This window comes from Mesorhizobium sp. LNJC405B00 (assembly GCF_000502615.1).
Classification (GTDB): Bacteria; Pseudomonadota; Alphaproteobacteria; order Rhizobiales; family Rhizobiaceae; genus Mesorhizobium.
In genome coordinates this window covers 203,734-230,238 of sequence record NZ_AYWC01000011.1, presented here as the reverse complement: position 1 = coordinate 230,238, position 26,505 = coordinate 203,734, and the positions used below count along the sequence as shown (strand labels likewise).

The window sequence follows — 26,505 nt, the reverse complement described above, 5'->3', positions numbered from 1 at the left end:
TCGGTTGAATCGGTCAAGATCCAGCAATCTCTGGGAACCACAGCATCGGATTTTATGGTGAACAGCCGGTTAAGGAATCCCGCCGCTCATTCGGTTTCGAAATTGCCGTGCGGAACGACGAGGCGATATTCGAGGCGGTCACTGGTGATCTCCAGCGTCGCCGTGCCGTTCAGCGATGCCGGCACGACACGTTCGAGGGCAACGCTGCCGAAGCGTTTCTCGGTGCGCCTGTTATCATTGGCGACAATGGCCTCGACCCAGGTCAGCGACAAAGCCGGCTTGTCTGCGGCCTCTGCGACGTTCGACAGATCGGCGGTTACCTCGACAAAGCCGTCCGGCCGCGCCAGGGCGCCGTAGCTGAATGAATTGACGGCTAGTTCGTGCATTGCCAGTCCAATATGAATGGCCGCGTTGGGATTGAGGTAGGGGTTGACGCCATTGAAGCGCAGGCTTTGCGCGGGATCGGCGCCGTAGCGAACGACCTGGCCGCGGATAAGCTCGCGAAGTGCTGCACCCCGCCAGTTCGACGACGTTACCAGATCCTGGGAGGAAGCCAGTGACTGCAGGCGGCCGCGAAAGCGCTTCAGGAAATCATCGGGTGTCTCGGAATAGCGGCCGGTCTGGGTGGCAATACTCTGGATGATGGCCAACAGGTTCTTGGAGCGGTGGCTGACTTCGCGCAACAGCGTCTTCAGCGTCTGTTCGCGGCGTTTCTGCTCGGTGGTTTCCACCATCGTGGTGACGACGCCCTGCACGTCGCCGCGATGGCCCCGATCGGCATCGACCCATACCTGGAACCAGCGCATGCCATCACCGGTGGGAACACTCAGTTCAAGGCGTTCCGGATTGCCGGAAGCGATCACATTGCTTTTGGCGGCGGCGATTTGCTCAGCTTGCGCCGGTGGCAACGCGCCGTTGCTGTCGGCTGTGTCGGAAACCCACGGCGCACGCATGTTGCGGGCCCATACAGTCTTCAATTCACGATCCTGATAGAGGACGGAAATGCCGGCATTGTGCAGAGCGTGAAGCAAGGCCCGGCCAAGCTGCATTCCGCTTTCAGCCGGGTGCAGTGCGATCACCTCGTCGCCCTGTCCGCTCTCGCCTCCGCCAATGGAACGCATCAATCACCTGTCCACCTGATCGGGACCGAACGATTCACTTGGACTCAGTTCCTGAGTAGGTCCCCAGAAAAGGTCCGCCGGACGATGTCCCGTTGGAGGACATCGCCCGGCGGTGGCTGGAAACCGTTTGAGGGGTGCGGCTTCCAGTGTTCTTCGCCCGCTCCTACGATGCCCGTCTGAACAGGCCGGCCAGAAGCGAGATGACGAGGAAGGCGAGAAAGATGAAGAACAATATTTGCGCGATACCGGCCGAGGTACCGGCGATGCCGCCGAAACCAAGCGCGCCGGCGATGATCGCCACGACGAGAAATACGAGCGCCCAGTAGAGCATGATCTGTCTCCTTCCGATACTGGATCAAGAACGTGAGTGATTGCTGTTTGTTCCACCATTTGCCGAAAAAGAAGGTCTTTGGAAGGGGCCCGGACGCGAATTGATTCGCGCGCGTGAGCGCCATACGGCGCGACGGGCAGCCGCCGATCGCCGGGTTAGGCGATCGCCAGTGCCGCCAACGCTGCGAGGCGGCGAAAAGTTGGAGATTGAAGGCCCTACTTCACGCGGCGGCCTTGGCCTGCCGGTCGAAGAACAGCGCTTGGCTGATCAGCGCCTTGACCATGTCGGGATTGAACGGCTTGGTGACGAGGAAGGCCGGTTCAGGCCGCTCGCCGGTCAGCAGACGTTCGGGGAAGGCGGTGATGAAGATTACCGGCACCGAAGTCGACGACAGGATTTCGTTGACCGCATCGATACCCGAGCTGCCATCGGCAAGCTGAATGTCGGCCAGCACCATCTTCGGCCTTGTCTTGCCGAACATCGCCACCGCCTCGGTATGGGTGCGCGCGGTTCCGACCACGTGGTGGCCGAGGCTCTCGACCATTTCCTCGATGTCCATGGCGATCAGCGGCTCGTCCTCGATGATCAGCACATCGGTCGCCACCTGGCGAGAGATCTCGTTGCTCGCCTGGGCAAGCAGTTCGGAGAATTCCTTGGCGTCGACATCGAGAATTTCAGCTGCCTCGTCTTCACCGAAGCCTTCGACCGCGACCAGCAGGAAAGCCTGGCGTGGCCGTGGCGCAATGGCGTTCAGATTGGCGGCGGCGCGCTGCTCCCATGCCGATTGCGCCTGCTCCTGCGGAACGCGGATGGCAATGGAGGTGAACAGTTTGGCGAATACCTTGTAGAGCGCGATGCGGTCGCTTGACGCTTGCGGGAAGATGTCGACGTCGGCGATGATGGCTTCGAGCATCGCGGCTACCAGCGCATCGCCACTCTCCTGCGATCCGGATACGGCGCGTGAAAAGCGGCGCAGGAACGGCAGGTGCGGAGCGATGGTTGCGGAAAGGCTCATGGTAGACGTCTCCCTCAGATGACGTGATTGCATAGATTGCAGGTCAAGCTGATTGCAAGCCCCAACACCCAAACGCGGGTTTTGCGAAAAAGTTCCGACACTTGTGGAACGAAACTGCACGGGCGACGTTTGTGGTGCGATGGGCAACCAGACGAGGGGGCCGCTTTGCGTTGTGTATTGGGGCGGCTCGGGGCGCTGGATTTAAGGGCGAAATGAAGGACATGAATAAAGAAACGCTGGCTGGCGCCGCTGACAGGCGCCGGGCCAATTCCGGCGACCCGCTCGGGGCGAATTCGGAAATTGGCCGTAAACTCAAACAGTATTATGACGAGCTGGTCTCGGACAATGTGCCGGATCGCTTTGCCCAGTTGCTCAGCCAACTGGAAAAGGCCGAACCCGCACAGAAGAAGGACTGAGGCATGGCAGCTGTCTCACAAGGGTTCAAGACCGACCTGCTCGGCTCGATCCCGAGCCTGCGGGCCTTTGCCGTGTCGCTGACGCAGAATGCCGACAAGGCCGACGATCTGGTGCAGGAGACGCTGGTCAAGGCCTGGGACAAGCATGAGAGCTTTCAGCCCGGCACCAATCTCAAGGCATGGCTGTTCACCATCCTGCGCAACGAGTTCTATTCCCAGATGCGCAAGCGCGGCCGCGAGGTGCAGGACAGCGACGGCATCATGACGGCCAGGCTTGCCGTTCATCCGGCTCAGCACGGCCAGCTTGACCTCAAGGATTTTCGCGGCGCGCTCGAGCAACTCCCCGAGGACCAGCGCGAAGCCATCATCCTCATCGGCGCTTCAGGCTTTTCCTATGAAGAGGCCGCCGAAATCTGCGGCTGTGCGGTCGGAACGATCAAGAGCCGGGTCAGCCGGGCCCGCACGCGGTTGCAGGAGATCCTCAAAATCTCCGGCGAAGACGAATACGGGCCGGACGCGATCTCGTCCCAGGTGACGGGTTCAAACGCTGCCTGACGGCGGAGGGCCCGTTTGCGGGCCTGGGCTCTCTACACATACGCATCGAAGATATCTCAGACTGGCGCGCGGCCGCAGGCCGCCGCCAGAGCCTCGACGAGATCGGTCCCCGAATAGGGCTTGGTGACCAGGCGGATGCCGGGAAAAGACCCTTTGATCTCATCGGGGTCCGAATAGCCGGAGGCAAAGACAAACGGCAGGCCCGATTGGCGCAACCGCGCGGCAAAATCGAGTGTGGACGTTCCGCCCAGCATGAGGTCCACGATAGCGGCGTCGAACTCGCCAACGACCTTCTGCTCATCGATCTCGGCCAGAGCGCGGGCAATCACTACGTCGTTCGCGCCATGGTCGCGGCAAAGCTGCTCGACATCCATGGCGATCAGGAATTCATCCTCCAAGACAAGAATTCGCAATCCCTCAAGCAATGGCGGCACTTGGCAATCTCTCCTCAATTCTTGCAGCATCGGGTACAGTGACTCCAGTCAACCGCATCGCGGACCTTGGGGGATCGGTCAGGCCTTAATCCGAAAAGTTCGCCCACCGGCTCTACTCCACAAGCGAGCTTCGAATTCGCCTCAGTGGAGTGTAGCGAGTCATGATCGCTATTTGCCATCCTGTCATTTAAAAAAGACATGCCATCGGCAGCGGAACCGCGGCCTTGCAAAGGCGTAGCACTCAGTCTCTGGCAAGAGACGTTCGAAAGAGGGATCGAAATGTCTGGCCAGAATGGTCGTTCGTTTTCCAGCCGTCAGTACCCATGCGAGATCTGCCCGCTTCGGCCATTGCCGGTGTTCCGGGAATTCGAGAAGCAGGAGCTTGCCTATGTCAGCATGTTCAAGAAGGGCGAACTGGCCGTCGACAAGGGCGCCACAGTGCTGGTCGAAGGCAGCCAAAGTGCTCATCTCTACACCGTGCTTTCGGGCTGGGCCTTCCGCTACAAACTATTGTCGGACGGCAGGCGCCAGATCCTGAACTACTCCATGCCCGGCGATCTTATCGGGCTGCAGGGCAGCCTGATGGGCGAAATGCAGCACTCGGTCGAGGCGCTGTCGCCCATGCTGTTGTGCGTCTTCGAGCGTGAAAACCTGCACGAGCTCTACCGCAACCATCCGGGCGTTGCCTACGACATTACCTGGCTGGCGTCGCGCGAGGAGCGCATGCTGGACGAGAACCTGCTCAGCGTCGGCCGGCGTACGGCGGTCGAGCGCACCGCCTATCTCATTGCCTTCATCGCCAGCCGCGCGGCGGCAGTCGGGCTCAACGGCAAGGCGCCGGTGCAAATCCCGATTACCCAGCAGCATGTCGCCGATACGCTCGGCCTGTCGCTGGTCCACACCAACAAGACGATCCGCAAGCTCATCGATCGCAAGCTGATCGCCTGGCGCGACGGCGGTTGCGAAGTGATCGACGGGGAGGGGCTGAAGGATCTCGCGCGCTGGGAGGGCCTAGTCGGCCGCTGATCTGACAGGCAGGCCTCCATCTGGGGCTGGACTCGCACTTGCAAACACCCTTTCATGGATACGGTCTCCGATTTCGGAACCATGACGTGTGTCGGGCGTTTGAAGCCAGGCAAACGCAAGGAGTTTAGAATGGCAACTGCCGCAGGAAAAACCGCCAACGAAAGTCAGACGAACGCCGACCTGGAAGCCGACATTCGGCAGTTGAAGGCGGATATCGAAAAGTTGACCAAGCAATTGGCCAAGACCGGCGAACATGGTTACGGCACGGCGCGGCGCGCTGCTGCCGAAGGCGTCGACCAGTTGCGCGCCCAGGGTGAAGCCGTCTTCGACAGCCTGCGTGGCAACGCCAAGGATCTTGAGGCCCAGATCACGGCCAATGTGCGCGAGAAGCCGGTCACTTCACTGGCGATCGCGGCCGGCGTCGGCTTCCTGTTTGCGCTTCTTGCCCGGCGCTAGTTTCGACAGAGATGGGCATGCTGGCACCGCTTATCTCGGCCTTGGCCTCGGGTGAAGCCATTGCCGCCATGCGCCGCGCGCGCACGGCGGCAATCGTCTACGGGCTCGCCGCCGTGGCTGCCCTGTGCGGCCTCGGGTTTCTCCTGGGGGCGGCCTACATCTGGGCGGCTGACCGTTATGGCTCGATGGCCGCCTGTCTTGGCTTCGCCGCTGGTTTCCTGGTACTGGCCGGGCTTATCGTGCTCATTCATCAACTTGCGGCTGGAACGCGTGCACGCCGACGTGCGCGAAGGCGCAATGCCGACCTGAAGGCGCTCGGTATCACCGCGGCGCTTGCCGTGCTGCCGGCCTTGCTCAAGGGGAAAGGCGGGAAGGGCGTCATTCTCGGCCCGATGATCGCGCTCGCGGCCTATGCCATCTACCGCGAGAACGTCAAACCGGATCCGGGCGATCCAGACAGCGAAGCCGACTAAAGCGCGTCGCGCTGATACGCTGTTCCCGGGAAAACCGCTTCGCACTTCTGAAATTGCTTTAAGCCGGCAGATCTTCAAGCGGCATCGATATTTCGGCGAACACGCCTTCGCTGCGGAATTCGTGGGTCACTTCGCTCGACAAAACCTTGGCGAGGCTGCGGCGGATCAGGATAGAGCCGAAGCCCTGGCGTTCCGGCGGGTCGACTTTCGGCCCGCCGCTTTCGATCCAGGTCAGCACAAGGCGGCGCGCGCCTTTCTTGCCCGCCGCCTTCCAGTCGACATCGACCTTCCCCGAGCCAACCGACAGCGATCCGTATTGCAGCGCGTTGCTGGCCAGTTCGTGCATGATCAGGCCGAGCCCCACCGCCTGGTCGGGCGAAAGCAGCAGCTCCGGACCGGAGATCACGATGCGCGGCCGTTCTGCCGAATCGAACGGCTTCACCTCGATCTGCATCAGTTCGCGAATACCGATGCCGCGCCATTCGCGATCCGACAGCAGGTTATGGGCAGCGCCCAGCGCCTGCAGCCTGGCGCCGAAGGCTTCCAGGAATTCGCTTGGGCGGCGAGCGTGGCGAACGGTCTGTGTGGCCAGCGCCTGCACCGTCGCCAGCGTGTTCTTGACCCGATGGTTGAGCTCGCGCAGCAGCAGCCTTTGCCGGTCCTCGCCGAGCTTGCGTTCCGAGATGTCGTAGTTGACGCCAAAGATCAGCGTCGGCTTGCCTTCGCCGTCGCGCTCGATGACGCGGCCGCGGGTGACTATCCAGCGCGGCGGATCGAAGCCTTTGACCCGGTATTCGCCGAAATAGTCGTCGCTGCCGGTCAGGGCATCGCGAAAGCGCGTCTCGGTCTGGTAGACGTCGCGCGGGTCGATGGCGGCCAGAATGTCGCGCGCCCGCAGCCGGTTCGAACGCGGCAGGTTGAACAGCTCCGACAAACGCACGTCGCATTCGATCATGTCGGTGCGGATATCCCAGGCCCAACTGGCGAGCGAGGCGGCGTCGAGCGCTATGGCTCGGCGCTTTTCCTCCTGCGCCAAAGCAGCCGTGGCAATGGCGCCGCTGCGGGTGGCGTCCTTGAGGGTAAACAGGCTGGCGGCGAGGCTGGCAAGCGATTTCAAATGATCGAGCGCGGCAGCGGACGGAAATTCATGCGGCTCCCGGTCGAGTACGCACACCGTGCCGACGCGCGCGCCGGCGACCACCATCGGCGCGCCGACATAAAAGCGGACATGGTGTTCGCCGGTGACCAGCGGGTTGCGGGAGAAGCGAGGGTCGATGCTGGCATCCGGCACCACCATCGGCTCGTCGCCGGCGGCAATGGTATGGGCGCAGAACGATATGTCGGTCGCGGTTTCGGTCTCGTTGAAGCCGACACAGGATTTGAACCACTGTCGTTCGGTGTCGAGCAGCGTGACGAGCGCGATCGGCGCCTGCATCACGGCGGCGGCAAGGCCGGTGATGCGATCGAAGTCGGGATCGGAGTCGGTGTCGATCGCGTCAAGCCCGTGCAGTACGGCAAGCCGCTCCGGCGCCGCCACGGCGCGGCGGACCTCAACCGGCAAACCAGCCTGCTTCGTCACCTTGCTATCCACCAAGCCCCCTCGCTTGCAGGCCCCACCCGCGGTGGCGCGCACCTTGCGCGGCCGTCGCGCGCCGGAACTTTTGTAGCAAGCAATCGTTACCCCACCATGTTTCGCCGGCGATGGGTTTATCCACCATCCCGGCTGCACGATAGGAACGCCGCCAATGACCAAGATCGCCCCTGAAAACAAAGCCCGTCAGGGGCGCTGGGGTTGGCACGGCCTGCGCATATTGGTCGCCGCGTTGCTCCTGGCTTTCATTGCTTGGGGAGCGGCCGAGATTTATGGCCAAAAGATCGATCCAGATAGCCCTGAAAGCCAGGGGCAGCCCACCGGCCAGACCGCGCCGGCCAACCAGAGCGCGCCAGCCGGCGAGGGGCAGTCGGGCGGCTAGGGTTTTCCTCGTCATTCGTAATCGCATCAGGCGGCCTTTGCCTGGGCGGCTTGCGCCGGAACCAGGACGTTCAGTGCGCCAGGGTGGATCTGGATTGTCGTTTCACGCTCCAGCTTGACCAGTTCGCCGTCGATGACGGCGCCGAATTTCTTGCTCCCTGTATGGATTTTCACGATTGCCTTGTCGGCCTGATGGGTTTCGACATGATCGCTGTCGCGCCACCTGCCTCGAGCCATGTCGAAGAGCGCCCTGACCAACTCGCCACGCTGCCGCGCCACGGTGACATAGATGCCGAGCACGCCGCCGGCAGGATTGTCGGCATAAGGCAGATGGCCTTCGCCAAACAGATTGTTGGAAATGCCGATGCCGCTGATGCGGGTCACGATCTCGGCTTCGCCGACCGTCAACGTCACCTTCATGGCGGGAGGATTGTTGATCGTCGTCCAAGCGGCCTTGGCCGAAGCGCGAATCTTTCCCAAGCGCGAGGCGAATTCCATATTGTCGCGCAGCTTCACCATCCTGGCGTGCAGGCCGATCGAGAACTGATGCACGAACGGCCGGCCATTCGCGCTCGCGATATCGACCGCCATGATCTCGCCGTCGGCAAAGGACTTCAGCGCGCCATCGATGGTCTGCGGAATTCCAAGGCCGCGGGCGAACAGGTTCATTGTTCCTGCAGGCAGGACGGCCAGCGCCTTCTTGCCATTCATCAGCCGCCCCGCGGCGGCCGAAATGGTGCCGTCGCCGCCACCGGCCAGCACGACGTCGATGTCGCGCCGCGCGGCGACCTTGTCGAGCGCCGCGACAATCTCTTTGCCGGCGACGATGTCGATATCGATGGAGTGACCAGCCGCCTCGAGCGTCTGGCGCATGCGGTCGGTTAGCGCGGAAAGATCGGTGGTCCGCAAGGTGCCGCCGTCCCGGTTCAGCACCGCTGCAAATCGCATGCCCCACTCCGTATTCTTTTTAGCGGCCGGAATGCCAGCCGCAGGCTGAAACGGGCAAGCTTGGCAAAGGTTCCATCGGCCGGGCGGGAATGTCGGGCGATTCCGCGGACTTGCCCAGGGTATTTCGATGCTCCCGTTTTTTCGGAACAAGCGCCTTGTCACAACGTTGTGATCCCATTGGAGGCGCCGCCTTCGGTCTCCCGGCAAGTGGTTTGCCGATTGCGGCGCGCATGAGATCACGCAAGAGGAGACTTAATCATGATCCGCACACTGTTCGCGACGACTGCACTCGCAACGCTGATCGCTACCGGTGCGTTTGCGCAGTCAACGACGGCCCCGGCGACGACCCCAGCGCCGGCTGAAGCCCCTGCTACCATCGCGCCGGCGCCGCAACAGGCCGACGGCGCGCTGATGACCAATATCATCGGCGAGTCCGTGTACAATGGCACTGGCGACGATGCGCAGAAGATCGGTGACGTCAGCGACGTCGTCCTCGATGAAAACGGCCAGGCGAAATCCGCCATTATCGGCGTTGGCGGCTTCCTCGGCATAGGCAGCAAGAACGTCGCCTTCGACTACGGCAAGTTGCAATGGGTCGAGAGGAATGGTGACCGCTGGCTCGTCGCCGAGACGACGAAAGAAGCGCTGACGGCGCTGCCCGACTTCGACCGTAAGCCCTACGATCCGGCCTCGGCGCCTGCTTCCACGGCGCAGAACGACCCGCAGAAGCCGGTTGATCTCAACGCCGCGCCGTCAGAACCGGCGGTGAAACGCGCTGACGGCAATCTCGCAACCAACATCATCGGCGAGAATGTCTACAATGGCACTGGCGACGATGCCCAGAATATCGGCGACGTCAACGACATCGTGCTGACCAAGGATGGCAAGGCGCAGTCGCTGGTGATCGGCGTCGGCGGCTTCCTCGGCATGGGTGAAAAGAACGTCACCTATGATTTCGCCAAGGCACGGTGGGCCGAAAAGAACGGCGATCGCTGGCTGGTGGCGCAGACGACCAAGGAGGAACTGCAGGCGCAGCCTGATTTCGACCGCAAGCCCTATGATCCGGCGCCGGTGACGACAACCTCCGACGCAACGCAGCCGACTGCTCCCGCTGCCCCGACGGCCGTTGCACCGGCTGACAATGCTCAGCCAGCGGACAAGACCGCGGAAGCTACGGCCGGTACAAAAGCCACCGATCCGACGCAAACGGCAGCGATCGACAAGTCGACACTGACCGAAATGCCGGTCGGCAACATCAGAGGCGACGACCTGAAGGGCACCACCGTCTATGGCGCCAACGACGCCAAGGTCGGCGAGATCGGCGACGTCGTGCTCACGCCCGACAGCAAGCCGGATGCCGTCATCATCGATGTCGGCGGCTTTCTAGGCATCGGCGCCAAGGAGGTCGCGGTCGGCATGGACAAGCTCAAATTCATGACCGACAAGGACGGCAACAAATATCTCTACACCAACTTCACCAAGGAGCAGCTGCAGGCGCAGGCTGCGTATGACAAGGGCAGCTATGCCGAGAAGCGCGACCAGCAGCGGATGATGGTACAGTAAGGGAATAGGCAGTAGGGATTGGGCAGTAGGCGAAACCGAGTGACGAGGCAATCAGGCCGCCAGAACATTCTACTGCCTACTGCCTACTGCCTACTGCCTACTGCCTACTGCCTACTGCCTACTGCCTACCACATATCCACCACCCCTTCGTCCGTCAGCTCTGCAAGCGCCAACGACTGGTCAAGATGCTCGGCGCGCCAGGCAAGCAGTCGCTCGGCAAATTCAAGCCGCACGCTGAGATAGGCCGGGTCGGCGGCAACGTTGGCCAGTTCGCCCGGATCCTTCTGCATGTCGAAGAGCAGCGGCGGCAGGCCGCCGCCGAAATGCACGTATTTGAATTTTTCCGTACGGATGACGGCGAGGTTGCACTGGCGCGAGCCGATGCCGAAATGCCGTTCGGCCTCACCGCTGGCAATCGAGCGGAAGTCGAACTCCCAATGCGCCGCGTCGCGCCAATCCTTAGGCGGTTCATCTTGCAGGAACGGTTTTAGCGAGCGGCCGTCGAGATGCAGCTGGGCGTCGGCGTCCAGCAGATCGAGCAAGGTCGGGAAGATGTCGACGGCCTCGGTGAAGTGGTTGACGGTCGAGCCGGCTGCATTGCCGTGACGCGGGTCGCGCACGATCAATGGGATGTGATAGCTGCCGTCGAAGAAGCCGCCTTTGCCCAGCATGAAATGGTCGCCCATCATCTCGGCGTGGTCCGAAGTCAGCACGATGATGGTGTCATCCCATGCATTCGCCGTCTTGATCGCTTGCCAGATGCGGCCAAGCTGCGCGTCGACCTCCGAGATCATGCCGTAATAGATCGCGCGGATGGCCCGGATGTTGTCGTCGCCCCAGTCGCGCACGTGGCCGTCGGTGCCGGGGCGGAAGCTTCTCCGCTTCTGGCGACCAAGGTCGTAAGCCAGATAGGGATGCCTTTGCGCCTCGGCCTGCCAAGTCTCGACATGGCGGAAGGGCGGTCCGTCCGCCGGATCATACAGCGTGTTGTAGGGCCGCGGTACGACAAAGGGCGGATGCGGGCTGATGAAGGAGACATGCGCGAACCATGGCGAATCCTGTTCGTCCAGCCAGCGAATGAATTCGCCGGCAAGAAAAGCGGTCGGCGTCTCGTCCCTGGAATAGACAGGCGGCGCGCTGGTCACGGCGTCGCCCGCTTCCCCGCCTACGGGGCGGTGAATGCCGGGAGAGCCCGCGCTGGTGTCGACGCCACGTGCCTTCAGCCATGACAGCCATGGTTTCTGATGCTCAGGCAGGAACTGGCGAACGCTGAAGCCGGGCAGCACGCCCTCATAGCTTTTCAGCCGGGGATCGCCCGGCGCCATCGTGCGCGGATCGGGCGAGACGTCGGTGTAGCCGAACAAAGTCGGATCATAGCCGAGGGCGCGGGCCGAAAGCGCCATGTTGCCGTGGCGGGCGTCGAGCGGCGTGCCGTTGCGGCAGACGCGATTGTTCATCTGGTAGAGGCCGGTGTAGAGGCACGCGCGGGCCGGCGAGCAGGGCGCCGCGCCGCCGTAATGCCGCATGAAAAGGACGCCTTCGGCGGCGAGCGCATCGGCATTCGGCGTCTTCACCACGGCATGGCCGGCAGCCGACAGGCAATCGCCCCGCCATTGGTCGCAGGAGATCAATAGGATGTTCGGGCGTCTGCTTTTCGCGGCCAATGCTCTATCCTGTCACGTCGGGAAGACGTTCAATGAACCGGAATTTGGCGGCAGCGCAAGCCTGTCAGTCTTGCTTAAATGGTGAACGAAAATTTCCTGCTGTTCACTATTGGGATACAGTCCATTCTGAGTTTGCCGCCTTTGCCATTGCCAGGCGGCCCCTCATATAGGCGTGGACAGCGGCAAGAGCCGCAAACCGAAGGGAAGGAGCAAGACAATGCTCGACCAGATCAAGGGCCTGCATCACGTGACGTCGATGGCCGGCGATGCGCGCCAGAACAATAATTTCTTCACGCACAAGCTCGGCCTGCGCCGGGTCAAGAAGACCGTCAACTTCGACGCGCCAGATGTCTATCACCTCTATTATGGTGACGAGCACGGTACGCCCGGCTCGGTGATGACCTATTTTCCGTTCCCGGACATTGCCAGGGGCCGCCATGGCGTCGGGGAAGTCGGTACCACGGCCTATTCGGTGCCGGCCGGCACGCTCGGCTATTGGGAAAAGCGCTTCGCCGATGAAGGCGTTGCGGGTGTCTCCCGCGAAGAGACGTTCGGCGAGAAGCGGCTGGCCTTCGCCGGTCCCGACGGCGACGGTTTCGCGCTGGTCGAAGACAAGGCGGACAGCCGCGCGCCATGGTTGAAAGGCGGCATTCCCGCTGATGAGGCGATACGCGGCTTCCACTCGGTCTCGCTCAGATTGAAGGATGGTGGCGCCACGGAAGAGCTGTTGAAGTTCATGGGCTATGAGCAAGTGGACAAGTCCGGCAGTGTCAGCCGGCTCGCCATCAAGAACGGCAACGGCGCTGATGTCGTCGATATCGAATCGCTGCCTACCGCGGGCTTTGCCAATCTCGGCGCCGGCTCGGTCCACCATGTCGCCTTCGCGGTGGAGAACCGCGCCCAGCAGCTCGAAGTGCGCAAGGCGCTGATCGATACGGGTTATGGCGTGACGCCGGTGATCGACCGCGACTATTTCTGGGCGATCTACTTCCGAACGCCGGGCGGCGTGCTGTTCGAAGTCGCCACCAATGAGCCGGGCTTCGACCGCGACGAGGACACCGCCCATCTCGGCGAAGCCCTGAAACTGCCGACGCAGCACCAGCATCTGCGGCCCTATCTTGAAGAGCATCTGCAGAAGCTGGAAGGCTGAGACGATGAGCAAGGAAGCTTACATCCACAAGGCGCTGCCGGGTTCGCCCGGCGGCCCGCTGCTCTTCGTCTTTCACGGCACCGGCGCGGACGAGAGCCAGCTGCTGTCGCTCGGGCGCGACCTCGCGCCACAGGCGACGATCGTATCGCCGCGCGGCGATGTTTCCGAGCATGGTGCGGCGCGTTTCTTCCGCCGCACCGGCGAGGGCGTCTACGACATGGACGACCTCGCGCGGGCGACCGCCAAGATGGCCGGTTTCATCAAGGCGCAGGTGGCAGCGGCAAGGCCATCTTCGGTCTTGGGTCTCGGCTATTCCAACGGCGCCAACATCCTGGCGTCCGTAATGTTCGCCGCGCCCGAGCTGTTCGATGCGGCGGTGCTGATGCACCCGCTGATCCCGTTCGAACCGCAGGTGCAGGGCAGCCTTGCCGGACGCCGCATCCTGGTCACCGCCGGCAAGCGCGACCCGATCTGCCCGCCCAACCTGACATCCCGGCTGGAGGCCTATTTGCGCGCCGATGGCGCCGATGTCACAGTGGAGTGGCACGATGGCGGCCACGAAATTCGGCCAAACGAGATCGAAGCGTCGAGGCGGCTTTTTGCCGATGCGCCGGTTGAAGGAGCAAGCGATGCCTGACGAATTGCCTGAGATCGAACTCGAGGACCGCGGCTCGAAGGGACGTTATGTCCTGCGCAGGCCCGGTGGCGCCGAGGCGGAAATGACCTTCACCAAGGTCGGCGAGCACCAGATCATCATCGATCACACCGAAGTGCCGGACGTGTTTCGCGGCCAGGGCGCCGGCCTTCGGCTTGTCACACGCGCCGTCGAGGACGCGCGGGCAGTGGGCAAGAAGATCATCCCGCTCTGCCCCTTCGCCAACGCCCAGTTCCGCCGCCATCCGGAATGGGCGGATGTGCTGAAGCAATAGACCTTTTTCCCTTCCCCCTTGTGGGGTGAGCAGCCCGTTCGCCGCAGGCGAATTCATCGTGCCGGTGGCATGATGAAAGGCCGGCGAACGCCGGGACGCTGCGAAGCAGCGGGGACCGGCAGGTGGTCGGAGTCGCTCAGCCACAAGAGCGAACGCCTCTCTGGCATTTGCGCAGTTCGGCCTTCTTGCCTAAGTACACAGTTCGCTGCGGTTCGTCCGCTCCTGCCAACTGACCGAATGGCTTCCTGATGACCGAATCCGATCTCGTCCCCGTCTTCGACGGCCACAACGACACGCTGCTGCGACTGTACCAGTCGAAAGACACCGACGTCGAAAAGCTGTTCATCGAGGGGACGCAGGGCGGTCATATAGATCTGCCGCGCGCCAAGAAGGGCGGCTTTGCCGGCGGCATGTTCGCGATCTTCCCGCCGCCGGTCGAGAAGAGCAAACGCTCTGCGGTGCCGCCGGCGCCGAGCGACAATGAGCCATTGCCGCCGGAACTGCCACGCGCTGATGCGCTCAATTCCACCATCGGCATGGCCTCGATCCTGTTTCGGCTGGAGCGAGCGGGGGCGCTGACCGTCTGCCGCAGTGCCGGTGACATTCGCGAGGCGATGGCGAAAGGTTCGATCGCGGCGGTGTTTCACATCGAAGGCGTCGAGGCGATCGATCCCGAACTTACCTTGCTCGACGTGCTCTACGAAGCCGGCCTGCGCTCGCTCGGCATTGTCTGGAGCCGACCCAACGCCTTCGGCCATGGCGTCCCGTTCCGCTTTCCGTCGTCGCCCGATACCGGACCGGGGCTGACCGATGCCGGCAAGGCGCTGGTCAAGGCCTGCAATCAGCTCAAGATCATGGTCGACCTGTCACATCTCAACGAAAAGGGCTTTCGCGATGTCGCCGCGCTCAGCGATGCGCCGCTGGTCGCCACTCATTCCAACGTGCATGCGCTGTGCACCCATTCGCGCAACCTGACGGACTGGCAGCTCGGCGCTATCCGCGAGACCGGCGGCATGGTCGGGCTCAACTTCGCCACCGGCTTCCTGCGCGAAGACGGACGGATGAACTCGGACACCAGCCTCGACATCATGGTGCGCCATGTCGACTCGCTGCTGCAGGCGCTGGGCGAGGACGGCGTCGGTCTCGGCTCCGATTTCGACGGCGCCATGATCCCGGCGGTCATCGGCGACGTTGCCGGTCTGCCGAAGCTGATAGATGCGCTGGCCGCGCGCGGTTTCGGACGCGCGTTGATCGAGAAGATCGCCTATCGCAACTGGCTGAGCGTTCTCGAAAGAACCATAGGCTGAGGCTTAAGCGCCCATGCGCTTCAGCCAATCCTGGCCGCCGCGATCCCTGATCATCGGCAGCGGGTTCTCCCAGTCCAGCCGCGCGCAGATGCGGTAGACTTCGAGCGTCTCGGCGCTCATTTCGCCGCGCTTGTAGAAGTACATGGCGGCGGCATAGCGGGCGCGACCCGACCATTTTTCGCCGAGCGGCGTGTTGACCAGCTGCCACTGTTCGGCGGCTTCCGCCTCATCATCCGGTTCGTTGGCCATGATCAGAAATCCGCCGGCGGATTGGCGGTGCGGCGGTCGAGCTTGATGAAGGGACGGGCCACCACCTTGGCCCGCTTCATCAGCTTCTGGTACTGCAACTCGCGCATTGCGTAGATCTCGACCCAGAGGTCTTCGACCATCCTATCACCATAGGGACGCGTCAGCGAGGCGATGGCGATATTGCGCTTGGCCATCGGCGACCACATGGCGGCGCTGACCAGCCCGACCTCCTGATGCTTCTTGTGATAGACGATGGCGTGTTCGGCCGGGATGTTGCCTTCGATCTCCAGCCCGACCAGCACATGGCGCAGCTTGCGTTTGGCGCGCGCTTCGAGCATGGCGCGGCGGCCATTGAAATGGCCTTTTCCCAGGTCGACCATAAAGCCGAGACCGATCTCGTCTGGCATGCGCAGACGGTCGGCGCGAATGGCATGGTCTGCGGTGGTGAAGTCGGCATTGGCGACGATCAGGCCGGCTTCCAGCCGGGCGCGGTTGAGGGCGGCGTAGCCGATGGCGCGGATGCCGCGCAGTTCGCCTGCCGTCATCAGGCGGTCCCAGAGGCTGAGCGCTTTTTCGGCCGGCACGAACAGTTCGTAGCCGAGATCGCCGGTGAAGCCGGTGCGCGAGATGGTGATAGTGCCGCCATCGTGCGGGAATTCGGCGAGATCGAACACTTTGAGTTTTTCAACGCCGGCGAAACCCGCCTCGTGCAGCACGGCGAAGGAGGTTGGGCCTTGCAGAGCGAGACCAGCGACGCTTTCAGTCTCTTCCTCGACTGTCACCTCGAAGCCGGTCGCGCTGTCCAGCAGCCAGGGCAGGTGCCGCTCCTGCGAACACAGGCGGAAGCGGGTCGGCGACAGCCGGAACAGCGTGCCGTCATCGAGGACAAAACCTTCGTCGTCGCACCATGCGGTGTAGTGGACGCGGCCCGGTTTCAGCTTGGTGACATCGCGCAGCGTGACGCGATCGAGGAAGGCTTCGGCATCCGGCCCCTCGATGCGGTATTTGGTCATCGGCGAGATGTCGAACAAAGCCGCCTGGCTGCGGATGGCGAAATATTCGAGTTCCTCGTCCCACAGCGAATGCGGCGCGCGATAGCCGGCCCAATTGTACCAGTCCTGAGTTTTGGCCAGCGCATCGATGCGCGGCTGGAACGGCGTGCCGAGACGCAGTGTGCGGAAATGCGACTGCGCTGTGGTGCGGGCGGCGTTGTTGATCGGACTCGTCATGACGGCATTCCTTCGCCGTAAAGTGCGGCGTTGACTGGCTGAAACATCAGATCATCCCTTCATCGCGATGATGCGCCGCGCCGCATTCAAACCGGGAGCACCCGAAACGCCGCCGCCCGGATGCGAACCGGCGCCGGCCAGGAACAGCCCCTCGATCGGCGTGTCGTAGCCCGACCAGCCGGAGACGGGCCGCGACATCAACATCTGGTCGGCCTGCAATTCGCCGTGGTGCCAATGGCCGCCCGGCATGCGGCAATTGGCTTCGATATCGGCTGGCGTCAAAAGCTCGGCATGCAGCACGGACTTGCCGATACCGGGGGCGTACGCTTCGAGCTGCGCCATAACAGCCTTGAGGAATTTCGGCTTGCCGGCATCCCAACCCTCTTTCAGCGCATAAGGCGCGTATTGCACGATCGCCGACAGCACGTAGGCGCCGCTTGGCGCGAGCGACGGGTCGGAGAGCGACGGCAGTGTGATCTCCATCACCGGTTCGGCTGAGAACTCGCCATATTTTGACGGGTTGAAGGCGCGCTCGACATGGTCGGCCGAGGGCGCGATGACCAGACGGCCCTTGTGATTATCGGCGCCGACGCCGGAAAATTGCGGTTGCCGTTCGAGCGCCAGATGGAGCTTCGCCGCGTCGCCCCTCATGCGGATGTTCTTTACCTTGCGCACGAAACCCGTGTCGATCTCGCGCGGGCCGACGAGATCGAGCATGGTCGTCGCCGGGTTGATGGCGGAGACGATCGTTCTGGCGTGCAGCACCTCGCCGCCGTCGAGGGTCACGCCGAGGGCGCGCCCTTTGTCGACGACTATTCTGGCCACCGGCGCTGCCGTGCGGATGGTGACGCCGGCTTTCTCCGCCGCCGCGCGAATGGCGGCAACGACCGCACCCATACCACCTTTCGGCAGCATCTGTGCCCCGGCCGCACCGTCAGTCTCGCCGGCCAGCCGGTAATAGAGGCCAAGCAGCGAGGTCGGCGAACGCGGGCCGAGGTGGCTGCCAAGCGTGGCGTCGAAGGCAAGCAGGCCCTTCAGCCTGAGATCGGCAAGCTGTTCGTCGAGCAGGTCGGCGACGTTCAACAGGAGCACCCGCAGGAAATCGCGCATGTCTTCCTTGCCGAGCTTTTTCAGCGCCACGGCCGTCTGGCCGAGCGCTGCGGTTTCAAGCAGGGACATGCCACCGAGATCGGGCGGGCGCCGCGACAGGAACGGTTTCAGGATGCGGGCATAGCGCATGAGTTGCGCGCGCAATTCCTTCCAGGCGGACTGCTCGGACGGAGTGGAGCCGGTCAGCACTTCGCCATAGGCGCCATGCAGGACAAGCGGCGGGCCGTCCCTCGCCAAGGCGACCGACGGAATGAAGTCTGCGCGGGTGACCTGCAGCCCGTGTTTCTCCAGCTCCAATGTCTTCACCACGTCGGGGTGCAGGCGGTTCAGCACATGCGCGATCGAGGAGACCCGAAAACCTGGCGCAAACTCTTCGGTGCGCGCCGCGCCGCCGACATCGCCGGCCGCTTCCAGCACCAGCACCTTGCGGCCGGCTTTCGCCAGAGTGGCGGCAGCGACAAGGCCGTTATGGCCGCCGCCTATGATGATGGCATCAAATGACGTCATGGGCCGGGCTCATATGGGAGGTCGATTTGGCGAGGTCGCGCAGGATCTCGGCTGCCGCATTGCGGCCGGGTGCGCCCATGACGCCGCCGCCGGGATGTGTCGAGGAGCCGCACATATAGAGCCCGCCGACCGGCGAGCGGTATTGTGCGTAGCCCGGCACCGGGCGGTTGAACAGCAGCTGGTCGAAGGTCAGCTCGCCCTGGAAAATGTTGCCTTCGGTGAGGCCGACCTCGGCTTCGATCTCGCGCGGCGTGCGCACCTCCATATGGACGATGCGGTCGCGGAAGCCTGGCGAGTATTCGGCGATCTGCGCAACTACGCTTTCGGCGAAACCGTCGCGGTCGGCATCGGTCCAGTCGCGGCCGTTCACCTTGGGCGGTGCGTACTGCACGAAGCAGCTCATGAAATGCTTGCCCGGCGGCGCCATGGTCGGGTCGAGCGTCGTTGGGATGACCATGTCGAGGAATGGGTCGGCCGACCAGCGACCGGCCTTCCAGTCGTCATAGGCGCGCTCCATGCGCTCCATGGAATCGGTGAAATGCATGTCGCCGCGATAAACGGGTGAATCCTTCGGCAGTGCCGGGAATTCCGGCAGAGAATCCAGCGCGATGTTGACCTTGCCGGAGGAGCCGCGGATCTTGAAGTTCCTGACCCGCCGCAGGAAAATGTCGGGCAGTTCCTTCTCCTCGACCAGTTTCAGGAATGTGCGTTTGACGTCGGCGTTGGAGACGACGAGCTTGCCGTAGACCTCCTCGCCGCCGGCCAGCACCACGCCCTTGGCCTTGCCTCGGCTCACCAGCACATGGTCGACCTCGGCGCCGGTGCGGATAGCGCCGCCGGACGCCTTGAATGAAGCGGCGAGCGCCTTGGTGACGGCGCCCATGCCGCCGCGCGCATAGCCCCAGGCGCCGACCGAGCCGTCGACCTCACCCATATAATGGTGCAGCAGCACGTAGGCTGTGCCGGGCGACATCGGCCCGAGCGCGGTACCGATAATGCCGGACAAAGCGAAGTTCGCCTTGATGACATCGGTCTCAAAATATTCGTCGAGGAATTCCGAGATCGACATGGTCCAGAAGCGCAGCGTCAGCGCCATTTCTTCTGATGACAGGCCGACGAATTTCTTGCCGAGATAGAGAAGCTCTCCGAGGTCGCGCGGCTTGAGACTGGCCGGGTCCGGTGCGGTGCGCATCAGCAGCGGCTGGATGAAACGGCACTGCCGCGTCACGTCGCGCGAATAGCGGTCATAGGCCTCCGCGTCGCGCCTGGAGAAGCGGGCGAATTCGCGCCGGTGCGCATCGTGGTCACGGTAGTTGGCGAGGTAGTCGCCGTCGCGGGTGAACACGGCGCCGCCTTCATAGGAAATAACCTGCAAGCCGAAACGCGGCAGTTCGAGGTCGCGCATGATCTCGGGGCGAAACAGCGAGCAGACATAGGAGCAGTTGGAGTAGAGGAAGCCCGGCGTCAGCTCGCGGCTGGTGGCGGCGCCGCCGACCCAGTCGTTCTTTTCCACCACCAGCACGTCGAGCCCGGCGCGTTGCAAATAGCAGGCGTTGACCAGGCCGTTGTGTCCGCCGCCGATGACGATCGCATCCCAAGCTTTCATTCGCGCCCAGCCTTCATGGTGCTCGACCCTTCATTTTCGCGTGATTTGTCGCCGAATGCGCGGAATTTGGCACGGCAGCGGCTATTCTGTCCAGCCATTCTGAATGAATGTTCAACAAATGATATTGCGTTTTCCTGTTAATACGCTACGCTTTGCCGGCATTCGAACCTGCGCAATTCGGCTGATGGGACTTAAGGTCTGATGATCGAAACGGCAGATGGCGAGCCGGAATATGACGACGCCGCGATCCGCTTCCTCGAGGCGCTGTGGGGCGAGGGTTATCTGTCGCCGGGCGGACCAGACGAGGTCGACCGGGTGGTCGAAGGGCTGTCGCTCAGGGGCAAGACTATCGGCTGCGGCTCCGGCGGCATCGCGCTGCATCTGGTCGAGCGCCACGGTGCCGCTCATGCCACCGGCTTCGACATCGAGCGGCCGGTGATCGAGGCGGCCAGAAAGCGGGCTGCTGTACGAGGGCTTTCAGACCGCGCCAGCTTCGTCCAGGCGCCGCCCGGAGCGCTGCCTTTCACCGATGGCGCCTTCGATGTTGTGTTCTCCAAGGACGCGCTTTTGCATGTGCCCGACAAGGACGCGCTGTTTGCCGAAATCTTCCGCGTGCTGAAACCGGGCGGCGTCTTTGCCGCCTCCGACTGGCTGATCGGCCATGACGGCGAGCCGTCATCTGAGATGAAGGCCTATGTCGCGGCCGAAGGCCTGTCCTTCGCCATGGCCTCGCCGGCACGCTATGCGCAAGCGATGCGCAGCGCCGGCTTTGCCGATGTCGCCGTCAGAGACCGCAATTCTTGGTATCGCAAGGTCGCGCGCGGCGAGCTGGAAAGGCTGAAAGGCCCGCTCTACGAGACGGCGGCAGCCGCGGTCGGAGCGGCCTATATCGACAAGAACATCAAGACCTGGGAGGCCATGAAGAAGGTGCTTGACAGTGGCGAGCACCGTCCCACTCATCTTCGCGGGTGGAAGCCGGCTGTCGTGGGATAGCCGGCAATGTGGAGCATGACGGCACCGATGAAAGCTGCGCGCGAAGAGCGATCCTCCGACACGTCTGGAGAAACCGAACCGGAAAAACGCGGCCGCAAGGCGTCGAAGGAGGTCAGGCAACAGCAGCTGATCGAAGCGACCATCGATTCGCTGGCCAAGCGCGGCTACGCGGAGACGACGATGGCCGATGTCGCCGATGGCGCCGGCCTGTCGCGCGGCATCGTCAACTTTCATTTCGAGAGCAAAGAGAAGCTGCTGATCGCCACCCTGCAGTATATGTATGACGAGTATTCGGCACATTGGCGTGCTGCCCTGCGGAAAGCCGGTGATGACCCAGCCCGCCAATTGCAGATTCTGGTTTGGGCCGACTTCGACCGCTCGATCTGCAACAAGCGCAAGCTCGCCGCTTGGCTCGCTTTCTGGGGCGAGGCCAAGTCGCGGCCGGTCTATCAGGCGCTGAGCAGTTCCCGCGACGCATATTACCAGCAGGTCTTCATCGACCTCTGCGCGACGCTCAAGCAGAGCGGCGGCTATGCCTATGAGCCGCAGGTGATGGCGCTGGCGCTGTCAGCCATGTTGGAAGGCCTGTGGCTGCGGTTGATGATGGGAACCGAAGACACCACGCGCGAAACCGCGCTGCAAGCGGCCAACGCGTTCCTCGCAGCCGCCTTTCCCAAGCACTACGGATAACCAGAAGCCGGCCAGTCGAGTCGGCAATGCAATGACAAAGAGGATGGAACAGCATGAAAAGAATAACCCGACGCCTGACACTGACATTGGCGCTGACGGCGACGCTGGCTGGTTCGGCCGCGGCGATTGCGGTCGCCGCCGACAAGGACCTGATCGTGTTCGACTGGTCCGGCTATGAGGACCCGAGCTTCCACCCCAAATATGTCGAGAAGAACGGCGACTCGCCGACCTTCGCCTTCTTCGGCGACGAGGACGAAGCCTTCGAGAAAGTGCGCTCCGGTTTCAAGGCCGATCTTGGCCATCCCTGCTCGCAGAGCGTGACAAAGTGGCGTGAGGCGGGGCTGCTGCAGCCGCTCGACACCTCGAAGATCACCGGCTGGAAGGATCTCAATCCCGGCATCATGGCGATGGAGGATCTGGCCACCACTTCGGACGGCAAGGCCTGGTTCATGCCGTGGGACTGGGGCAACACCCAGCTCACCTACAACTCCGACAAGATCGACGCGAAGGATGTGCAGTCGCTGAAGGCCTTCGCCGATCCCAAGTTCAAGGGGCGGGTCTCAATCGGCGACAATGTCGACGACGCCTATGCGCTGGCCAGCCTTGCCATCGGGCTTAAGGACTGGACCAAGATGACGGACAACCAGTTCAAGCAGGCTTCCGACTTCCTGCGTCAGGTGCACAAAAATGTCCGCTCCTACTGGACCGATACCACCGACGTCGTGCAGTTGCTGAGCGGCGGCGAGGTCGATCTCGCCTGGGCATGGAACGATGCCACGGTACAATCCGTCGCTGCCGGTGTGCCGATCAAGTCCAAGAAGGATACGGACGAAGGCATCTCGACCTGGGTCTGCGGCTACGTGCTGTTCAAGGACGCACCCGGCAATGTCGACAAGGCCTATGACTACCTCAACGCGATCAACGATCCCGAGACCGCCAAGGTGCTGGTCAAGGACTGGGGTTATGGCCAGGCCAACGCCAAGGGCATGGCCGGCGTCGACCCGGCGATCCTGAAAGAAAAGGGCTATGACGACGTGCAGAAATTCGTCGACAAGACCCTGTTCCAATCGCCCGTGCCGTCGTCGCTCAAGCTCAAGATGATCGCCGAATTCGAGAAGATCAAGGCAGGCTACTAAAGCTCTGTCCGGCCTCCTCCGTCTGCCTGTCAGTGCGCCGGGCAGACGGTCTCGCCAAGGCCGCTGAAATTCCGTAACGTCGCCCGGCCGCTTTTCGCGATGAGGAGTTTCGCGCCATGAATTCCATGCTTCGCCGCCTCGCCCTTGCCGCTGCTCTTACAGTCGGCGCCGGCGCCGTGATTGCTTATGCCGAAGGCGGCGGCGACCTCGTCGTGTTCGACTGGTCGGGCTATGAAGATCCGTTGCTGCACCCCGACTACACCGCCAAATACGGCGCCGAGCCGACCTTTGCTTTCTTCGGCGACGAGGAGGAAGCGTTCCAGAAGATGCGCGCCGGCTTCAAGGCCGACATCGCCCACCCCTGCTCGCAAAGCGTGACCAAGTGGCGCGCGGCCGGCATTCTGCAACCGCTCGACACCTCCCGGATCGCCGGCTGGAAGGATCTCAATCCCGGCATCATGGCGATGAAGGATCTCGCCGTCACCGCCGACGGCAAGGCCTGGTTCATGCCGTTCGACTGGGGCAACACTTCGCTGCTCTACCGCACCGACAAGGTCACGGCGGAGGAAGCGCAGTCGCTGAAGATTTTCGCCGATCCCAAATTCAAGGGCCGCGTCACCATCGGCGACAATGTCGATGACGCCTATGCGCTGGCCAGCCTGGTCATCGGCCTCAAGGACTGGACCAAGATGACCGACGCGCAGTTCCAGGAGGCGTCCGCCTTCCTGCGTGACGTCCACAAGAACATCCGCTTTTACTGGACCGACGACACCGACCTCAACCAGGCCTTTACCGGCAATGAGGTCGACCTCGTCTGGGGCTGGAATGAGACCTTCGTGACGCTCAAGGGCCAAGGCATGCCGATCGCCATGAACCGCGACACCAGGGAAGGCATATCCACCTGGGTGTGCGGCTATGTGCTGATGAAGGACGCGCCGGGCAAGCTCGATCAGGCCTATGATTTCCTCAGTGCGGTCAACGCGCATGCCGTGTCCGATTACTTGGTCAAGACCTTCGGCTACGGCCACGGCAACAGCGCCGGGATGGCCGCGATCGACCATCAGGTGCTGAGCGACCGTGGCTTCGACAATCTCGACAAGTTCTTGGACAAGACGCTGTTCCAGCAGCCGGTGCCGCCTGAGCTCAAGCAGCGCATGGTCACGGAATTCGAGAAGATCAAGGCCGGCTATTGAGCGACAGGACTGAAAGAACCGATGTCGTCATCGTCGGCGCCGGTTTCACCGGCCTGTCGGCTGCGCTTGAGCTGAGAAAGGCCGGCATCGATGTCGTGCTGCTCGAGGCACGCGACCGCGTCGGCGGCAGGGTCGAGGCTATTCGCAACGGGCTTGGCGAGCGCATCGACAGCGGCGGCCAGTTTTTCTGCGAAGACATGCCGGAGGTGACGGCGCTGGCCGCGTCCCGTGGCAAGGCCTTCGTCGAAACCTATGTGAATGGCGATTTCATCACCCATCCATCGCTGTCGGTCGAAGAGGCCGAACGGACCTATCATGGCGCGATGGCAATCCGCGAGCGGATGAATGCGATCGAGCCGGACGATCCCTCGATCGCCGGCATGAGCGCTGCCGCCTGGCTCGAACGCCAGCATGATCCCACTGACGCCAAGACGGCTTTCCGCTCGATGATCGAAGGCCTGTGGTGCTTGGCGATGCACAAGGTGCCGCTGTGGTACCTCATCGACAATGACCGCCGCATCACCAACGAGGTGCCGGAGCTGCAGTGTTCGCTGCTCGAAACCATGCAGTCGCTGGCCGACGACATGGCGGGAGATCTCGGCGACAGGGTTTGGCTGAACGAACCGGTTACGCGCATCGAGCACGGGCCGCAACGGGTTCGTGCCGTCTCGGCGAGCAACTCCATCGAAGCGCGAAAAGTGCTGGTCGCGCTGCCGCCGGCGACGGCCGCGAAGCTGGATTTCGCGCCCGCTCTGCCGCCGGCTCTCGCAAAGGCGCTCGGCGTCTGGGAAAGCGGTGCGGTGATCAAGATCCTGGTGCGCTATCCCACGCCGTTCTGGCGCGAGCGCGACCTGTGCGGCATGGTGATGTGGCGCGACCTGCCGGGCCTGTTCGCCTGTGACGCCAGCAAGGATGCGCAACATGCCGCGTTGGTCGTCTTCGTCGGCGGACCACTGGCGTTGCGTTGGCGTCCGCTCGCGGACGCGGCGCTGCGTGCGGAGGTCACGGCAAGGCTCGTTGATGCCCTTGGCCCGGAGGCGGCCGATATTATCGATTTCAGCCAGCGCGACTGGATCGATGACCGCTGGAGCGGCGGCGCCTACAGCGACCTTATTGTCGATGTGACGGCAAGGGATGCCGAGCGCACGATCCGTGCCGGCGCAGATCCTGTTCATTTCGCATCGTCGGAACTGTCGCCGTCATTCCCGGGTTATGTCGAAGGCGCCATCGTGATGGGGCGGATCGCAGCCAAACAGATCGCGACGGAACTTAAAATTCTTAGTGGAGCATGATCTTATTCCGAAAACCGGTTTCCACTTTTCGGGATCATGCTCAGTCCGCCATCGCCACCAAGGCCTCCGGATCGTAGCCGAGGCGGATCGAAGTGCCGACGGGGATATCGTCGGCGCCGAAGTCGTTGGTCTCGGTGACCGACAGTGGCTTTTCCAATCCGGGTATCTCGACGATGAGATGGGTGATCTCGCCAAAATAGTGGCGTTCGACCACCTTGCCGGCCACTTCGAATTTCGCCGTCGCGTTGTCCCACAGCACGCGCAATCGCTCCGGCCTGATGCCCAGCGTGGCGCCGCCGCCATTGCGCACGAAGGCCTTCGGCTTGTCGGTCCTGACCCGGCCGAAGCCCAGCGTGTCGACGACCAGCGAGGCGGCATTCTCCTCTATGATCTGCGCTTTTACGAAATTCATGCCGCCGAGGAAATCGGCGACCTGGCGGTTGACCGGCCGCTGGTAGATTTCCTTGGGCGAGGCGACCTGGGCGATCTTGCCGCCGAACATTACGGCGATGCGGTCGGACATAGCGAGCGCCTCATACTGGTCATGGGTGACCAGCACGAAGGTGATGCCGACCGCCTGCTGCAGGCGGCGCAGTTCGACCTGCATCTGCTCGCGCAATTTCTTGTCGAGAGCCGACAGCGGCTCGTCGAGCAGCAGCACCTTGGGCCGCATCACCAAGGCGCGGGCGAGCGCCACGCGCTGGCGCTGGCCGCCGGAAAGCTCGGTGGCGAGGCGTTTGCCGAGGCCGGTGAGCGACACCTGCGCCAGCCCTTCCTCGACGCGGCGCTTTTCTTCCGTTCCTCCCAGTCTGAGCCGTTTCAGCCCATAGGCGACATTCTGCTCCACATTGAGATGCGGGAAGATGGCATAACTCTGGAATACCATGTTGGTCGGCCGGCGGTTGGCCGGGATGCCTTCCATCGACTGGCCGCCGACCGAGATCGAGCCGCTGGTCGGGTTGTCGAAACCGGCAATCATGCGCAGCAGCGTGGTCTTGCCGCAGCCGGAAGGGCCGAGCAGCGAAAAGAACTCGCCCTCCTTGATGGTCAGCGAGGCGTCGTCGAGCGCCTTGAACGCCCCATAGCTGCGGGTAACGCTGCGGATTTCGATCATTGCTCGGTCGGTTTGGGGTCGATCAG

28 protein-coding genes are annotated in these 26,505 nt (G+C 62.8%); 16 read left to right on the top strand and 12 right to left on the bottom strand.

Annotated features, from left to right (window positions below; genetic code table 11):
- Positions 1-86: 86 nt before the first annotated feature.
- From X756_RS144980 to X756_RS144990, 3 genes are all read right to left on the bottom strand, one after another.
- Positions 87-1,121 carry a PAS domain-containing sensor histidine kinase gene (locus X756_RS144980; protein WP_023670099.1) on the bottom strand — a complete coding sequence of 345 codons (1,035 nt, stop codon included), beginning with the start codon at positions 1,119-1,121 and terminating at the stop codon, positions 87-89.
- 163 nt (positions 1,122-1,284) lie between these two features.
- A complete protein-coding gene (locus X756_RS1000000167875; protein WP_023670098.1) occupies positions 1,285-1,452 on the bottom strand; it encodes a DUF1328 domain-containing protein in 168 nt (55 codons plus the stop codon).
- 220 nt (positions 1,453-1,672) lie between these two features.
- The gene (locus tag X756_RS144990) at positions 1,673-2,467 is read right to left on the bottom strand and encodes a response regulator (RefSeq protein WP_023670097.1); all 795 of its coding nucleotides are present in this window, start codon (positions 2,465-2,467) and stop codon (positions 1,673-1,675) included.
- Between the two features lie 212 nt (positions 2,468-2,679).
- On the opposite strand from X756_RS144990, the gene X756_RS144995 reads away from it, so the two are divergent.
- Together X756_RS144995 and X756_RS145000 are read left to right on the top strand one after the other, a co-directional pair.
- On the top strand, positions 2,680-2,883 hold the full coding sequence (locus X756_RS144995; RefSeq protein ID WP_023670096.1) for a NepR family anti-sigma factor: 204 nt from the start codon (positions 2,680-2,682) through the stop codon (positions 2,881-2,883).
- Between the two features lie 3 nt (positions 2,884-2,886).
- Positions 2,887-3,438, top strand: coding sequence for a sigma-70 family RNA polymerase sigma factor (locus X756_RS145000; protein ID WP_023670095.1), 552 nt, complete (start codon positions 2,887-2,889; stop codon positions 3,436-3,438).
- 56 nt (positions 3,439-3,494) lie between these two features.
- On the opposite strand, the gene X756_RS145005 is transcribed toward X756_RS145000, so the two are convergent.
- Positions 3,495-3,812, bottom strand: coding sequence for a response regulator (locus tag X756_RS145005; RefSeq protein ID WP_050485906.1), 318 nt, complete (start codon positions 3,810-3,812; stop codon positions 3,495-3,497).
- 339 nt (positions 3,813-4,151) lie between these two features.
- Here X756_RS145005 and X756_RS145010 point away from each other — a divergent pair, with 339 nt between their 5' ends.
- From X756_RS145010 to X756_RS145020, 3 genes are all read left to right on the top strand, one after another.
- Complete coding sequence (locus X756_RS145010; protein WP_023730791.1) at positions 4,152-4,898, top strand: Crp/Fnr family transcriptional regulator; 747 nt, start codon at positions 4,152-4,154, stop codon at positions 4,896-4,898.
- A 129-nt stretch (positions 4,899-5,027) separates the two neighbouring features.
- The gene (locus X756_RS145015; RefSeq protein ID WP_023670092.1) at positions 5,028-5,354 is read left to right on the top strand and encodes a DUF883 family protein; all 327 of its coding nucleotides are present in this window, start codon (positions 5,028-5,030) and stop codon (positions 5,352-5,354) included.
- A gap of 11 nt (positions 5,355-5,365) precedes the next feature.
- Positions 5,366-5,827, top strand: coding sequence for a hypothetical protein (locus tag X756_RS145020; RefSeq protein WP_023683962.1), 462 nt, complete (start codon positions 5,366-5,368; stop codon positions 5,825-5,827).
- A gap of 58 nt (positions 5,828-5,885) precedes the next feature.
- Here the strand turns inward: X756_RS145020 and X756_RS145025 are convergent, their stop codons facing one another.
- A complete protein-coding gene (locus X756_RS145025) occupies positions 5,886-7,418 on the bottom strand; it encodes an HWE histidine kinase domain-containing protein (RefSeq protein WP_023730790.1) in 1,533 nt (510 codons plus the stop codon).
- A gap of 154 nt (positions 7,419-7,572) precedes the next feature.
- On the opposite strand from X756_RS145025, the gene X756_RS145030 reads away from it, so the two are divergent.
- Positions 7,573-7,800, top strand: coding sequence for a hypothetical protein (locus tag X756_RS145030; protein ID WP_023706301.1), 228 nt, complete (start codon positions 7,573-7,575; stop codon positions 7,798-7,800).
- Between the two features lie 26 nt (positions 7,801-7,826).
- Here X756_RS145030 and X756_RS145035 read toward each other — a convergent pair whose 3' ends face one another.
- Positions 7,827-8,747: a diacylglycerol kinase family protein gene (locus tag X756_RS145035; RefSeq protein ID WP_023696423.1), complete on the bottom strand. Its 921-nt coding sequence runs from the start codon at positions 8,745-8,747 to the stop codon at positions 7,827-7,829.
- Positions 8,748-9,005: 258 nt separating this feature from the next.
- Between X756_RS145035 and X756_RS145040 the strand changes: the two genes are divergently transcribed.
- Positions 9,006-10,310 (top strand): PRC-barrel domain-containing protein, encoded by a 1,305-nt coding sequence (locus X756_RS145040; RefSeq protein ID WP_023730789.1) that lies wholly within the window; start codon positions 9,006-9,008, stop codon positions 10,308-10,310.
- Positions 10,311-10,435: 125 nt separating this feature from the next.
- On the opposite strand, the gene X756_RS0135030 is transcribed toward X756_RS145040, so the two are convergent.
- On the bottom strand, positions 10,436-11,974 hold the full coding sequence (locus tag X756_RS0135030) for an alkaline phosphatase family protein (protein ID WP_031197104.1): 1,539 nt from the start codon (positions 11,972-11,974) through the stop codon (positions 10,436-10,438).
- A gap of 217 nt (positions 11,975-12,191) precedes the next feature.
- Between X756_RS0135030 and X756_RS145045 the strand changes: the two genes are divergently transcribed.
- From X756_RS145045 to X756_RS145060, 4 genes are all read left to right on the top strand, one after another.
- The gene (locus X756_RS145045; RefSeq protein ID WP_023724468.1) at positions 12,192-13,124 is read left to right on the top strand and encodes a VOC family protein; all 933 of its coding nucleotides are present in this window, start codon (positions 12,192-12,194) and stop codon (positions 13,122-13,124) included.
- Between the two features lie 4 nt (positions 13,125-13,128).
- The gene (locus X756_RS145050) at positions 13,129-13,761 is read left to right on the top strand and encodes an alpha/beta hydrolase (RefSeq protein ID WP_023730788.1); all 633 of its coding nucleotides are present in this window, start codon (positions 13,129-13,131) and stop codon (positions 13,759-13,761) included.
- Positions 13,754-14,053, top strand: a complete 300-nt coding sequence (locus X756_RS145055) for a GNAT family N-acetyltransferase (RefSeq protein ID WP_023730787.1) — start codon at positions 13,754-13,756, stop codon at positions 14,051-14,053. Before X756_RS145050 ends, X756_RS145055 begins: the two co-directional genes overlap by 8 nt.
- Positions 14,054-14,301: 248 nt before the next feature.
- Positions 14,302-15,360, top strand: a complete 1,059-nt coding sequence (locus tag X756_RS145060; protein WP_023715013.1) for a dipeptidase — start codon at positions 14,302-14,304, stop codon at positions 15,358-15,360.
- 3 nt (positions 15,361-15,363) lie between these two features.
- Here the strand turns inward: X756_RS145060 and X756_RS145065 are convergent, their stop codons facing one another.
- From X756_RS145065 to X756_RS145080, 4 genes are read right to left on the bottom strand one after another with little or no spacing between them, the layout of a single operon-like run.
- A complete protein-coding gene (locus X756_RS145065) occupies positions 15,364-15,609 on the bottom strand; it encodes a hypothetical protein (RefSeq protein ID WP_023670081.1) in 246 nt (81 codons plus the stop codon).
- 2 nt (positions 15,610-15,611) lie between these two features.
- On the bottom strand, positions 15,612-16,838 hold the full coding sequence (locus X756_RS145070) for an aminomethyltransferase family protein (RefSeq protein ID WP_023730786.1): 1,227 nt from the start codon (positions 16,836-16,838) through the stop codon (positions 15,612-15,614).
- Positions 16,839-16,889: 51 nt separating this feature from the next.
- A complete protein-coding gene (locus X756_RS145075) occupies positions 16,890-18,455 on the bottom strand; it encodes an NAD(P)/FAD-dependent oxidoreductase (RefSeq protein ID WP_023730785.1) in 1,566 nt (521 codons plus the stop codon).
- Positions 18,442-20,061, bottom strand: a complete 1,620-nt coding sequence (locus X756_RS145080) for an NAD(P)/FAD-dependent oxidoreductase (protein WP_023670078.1) — start codon at positions 20,059-20,061, stop codon at positions 18,442-18,444. The genes X756_RS145075 and X756_RS145080 overlap by 14 nt, the downstream gene beginning before the upstream one ends.
- 201 nt (positions 20,062-20,262) lie before the next feature.
- Between X756_RS145080 and X756_RS145085 the strand changes: the two genes are divergently transcribed.
- The 5 genes from X756_RS145085 (at position 20,263) to X756_RS145105 (ending at position 25,365) form a co-directional block, all read left to right on the top strand.
- Complete coding sequence (locus X756_RS145085; protein ID WP_023730784.1) at positions 20,263-21,054, top strand: class I SAM-dependent methyltransferase; 792 nt, start codon at positions 20,263-20,265, stop codon at positions 21,052-21,054.
- A 27-nt stretch (positions 21,055-21,081) separates the two neighbouring features.
- Positions 21,082-21,744 carry a transcriptional regulator BetI gene (betI, locus tag X756_RS145090; RefSeq protein WP_023711681.1) on the top strand — a complete coding sequence of 221 codons (663 nt, stop codon included), beginning with the start codon at positions 21,082-21,084 and terminating at the stop codon, positions 21,742-21,744.
- A gap of 53 nt (positions 21,745-21,797) precedes the next feature.
- Positions 21,798-22,880: an ABC transporter substrate-binding protein gene (locus X756_RS145095; RefSeq protein ID WP_023730783.1), complete on the top strand. Its 1,083-nt coding sequence runs from the start codon at positions 21,798-21,800 to the stop codon at positions 22,878-22,880.
- Positions 22,881-22,996: 116 nt separating this feature from the next.
- Entirely contained in the window at positions 22,997-24,073 is a 1,077-nt protein-coding gene (locus tag X756_RS145100) for an extracellular solute-binding protein (RefSeq protein WP_023730782.1), read from the top strand.
- A complete protein-coding gene (locus X756_RS145105; RefSeq protein ID WP_023730781.1) occupies positions 24,070-25,365 on the top strand; it encodes a flavin monoamine oxidase family protein in 1,296 nt (431 codons plus the stop codon). Before X756_RS145100 ends, X756_RS145105 begins: the two co-directional genes overlap by 4 nt.
- 40 nt (positions 25,366-25,405) lie before the next feature.
- Here the strand turns inward: X756_RS145105 and X756_RS145110 are convergent, their stop codons facing one another.
- A complete protein-coding gene (locus X756_RS145110) occupies positions 25,406-26,479 on the bottom strand; it encodes an ABC transporter ATP-binding protein (protein WP_023730780.1) in 1,074 nt (357 codons plus the stop codon).
- Positions 26,480-26,505: the final 26 nt, after the last annotated feature.

Coding starts and splice junctions, on each gene's coding strand:
- X756_RS145065 (WP_023670081.1), bottom strand. CDS start 15,609: ATGGCCAACGAACCGGATGATGAGGCGGAAGCCGCCGAACAGTGGCAG.
- X756_RS145035 (WP_023696423.1), bottom strand. CDS start 8,747: ATGCGATTTGCAGCGGTGCTGAACCGGGACGGCGGCACCTTGCGGACC.
- X756_RS1000000167875 (WP_023670098.1), bottom strand. CDS start 1,452: ATGCTCTACTGGGCGCTCGTATTTCTCGTCGTGGCGATCATCGCCGGC.
- X756_RS144995 (WP_023670096.1), top strand. CDS start 2,680: ATGAAGGACATGAATAAAGAAACGCTGGCTGGCGCCGCTGACAGGCGC.
- X756_RS145095 (WP_023730783.1), top strand. CDS start 21,798: ATGAAAAGAATAACCCGACGCCTGACACTGACATTGGCGCTGACGGCG.
- X756_RS145030 (WP_023706301.1), top strand. CDS start 7,573: ATGACCAAGATCGCCCCTGAAAACAAAGCCCGTCAGGGGCGCTGGGGT.
- X756_RS145050 (WP_023730788.1), top strand. CDS start 13,129: ATGAGCAAGGAAGCTTACATCCACAAGGCGCTGCCGGGTTCGCCCGGC.
- betI (WP_023711681.1), top strand. CDS start 21,082: ATGAAAGCTGCGCGCGAAGAGCGATCCTCCGACACGTCTGGAGAAACC.
- X756_RS145000 (WP_023670095.1), top strand. CDS start 2,887: ATGGCAGCTGTCTCACAAGGGTTCAAGACCGACCTGCTCGGCTCGATC.
- X756_RS144990 (WP_023670097.1), bottom strand. CDS start 2,467: ATGAGCCTTTCCGCAACCATCGCTCCGCACCTGCCGTTCCTGCGCCGC.
- X756_RS145110 (WP_023730780.1), bottom strand. CDS start 26,479: ATGATCGAAATCCGCAGCGTTACCCGCAGCTATGGGGCGTTCAAGGCG.
- X756_RS145080 (WP_023670078.1), bottom strand. CDS start 20,061: ATGAAAGCTTGGGATGCGATCGTCATCGGCGGCGGACACAACGGCCTG.
- X756_RS145100 (WP_023730782.1), top strand. CDS start 22,997: ATGAATTCCATGCTTCGCCGCCTCGCCCTTGCCGCTGCTCTTACAGTC.
- X756_RS145070 (WP_023730786.1), bottom strand. CDS start 16,838: ATGACGAGTCCGATCAACAACGCCGCCCGCACCACAGCGCAGTCGCAT.
- X756_RS145015 (WP_023670092.1), top strand. CDS start 5,028: ATGGCAACTGCCGCAGGAAAAACCGCCAACGAAAGTCAGACGAACGCC.
- X756_RS144980 (WP_023670099.1), bottom strand. CDS start 1,121: ATGCGTTCCATTGGCGGAGGCGAGAGCGGACAGGGCGACGAGGTGATC.
- X756_RS145060 (WP_023715013.1), top strand. CDS start 14,302: ATGACCGAATCCGATCTCGTCCCCGTCTTCGACGGCCACAACGACACG.
- X756_RS145005 (WP_050485906.1), bottom strand. CDS start 3,812: ATGGATGTCGAGCAGCTTTGCCGCGACCATGGCGCGAACGACGTAGTG.
- X756_RS145040 (WP_023730789.1), top strand. CDS start 9,006: ATGATCCGCACACTGTTCGCGACGACTGCACTCGCAACGCTGATCGCT.
- X756_RS145055 (WP_023730787.1), top strand. CDS start 13,754: ATGCCTGACGAATTGCCTGAGATCGAACTCGAGGACCGCGGCTCGAAG.
- X756_RS145085 (WP_023730784.1), top strand. CDS start 20,263: ATGATCGAAACGGCAGATGGCGAGCCGGAATATGACGACGCCGCGATC.
- X756_RS145075 (WP_023730785.1), bottom strand. CDS start 18,455: ATGACGTCATTTGATGCCATCATCATAGGCGGCGGCCATAACGGCCTT.
- X756_RS145020 (WP_023683962.1), top strand. CDS start 5,366: ATGGGCATGCTGGCACCGCTTATCTCGGCCTTGGCCTCGGGTGAAGCC.
- X756_RS145045 (WP_023724468.1), top strand. CDS start 12,192: ATGCTCGACCAGATCAAGGGCCTGCATCACGTGACGTCGATGGCCGGC.
- X756_RS145010 (WP_023730791.1), top strand. CDS start 4,152: ATGTCTGGCCAGAATGGTCGTTCGTTTTCCAGCCGTCAGTACCCATGC.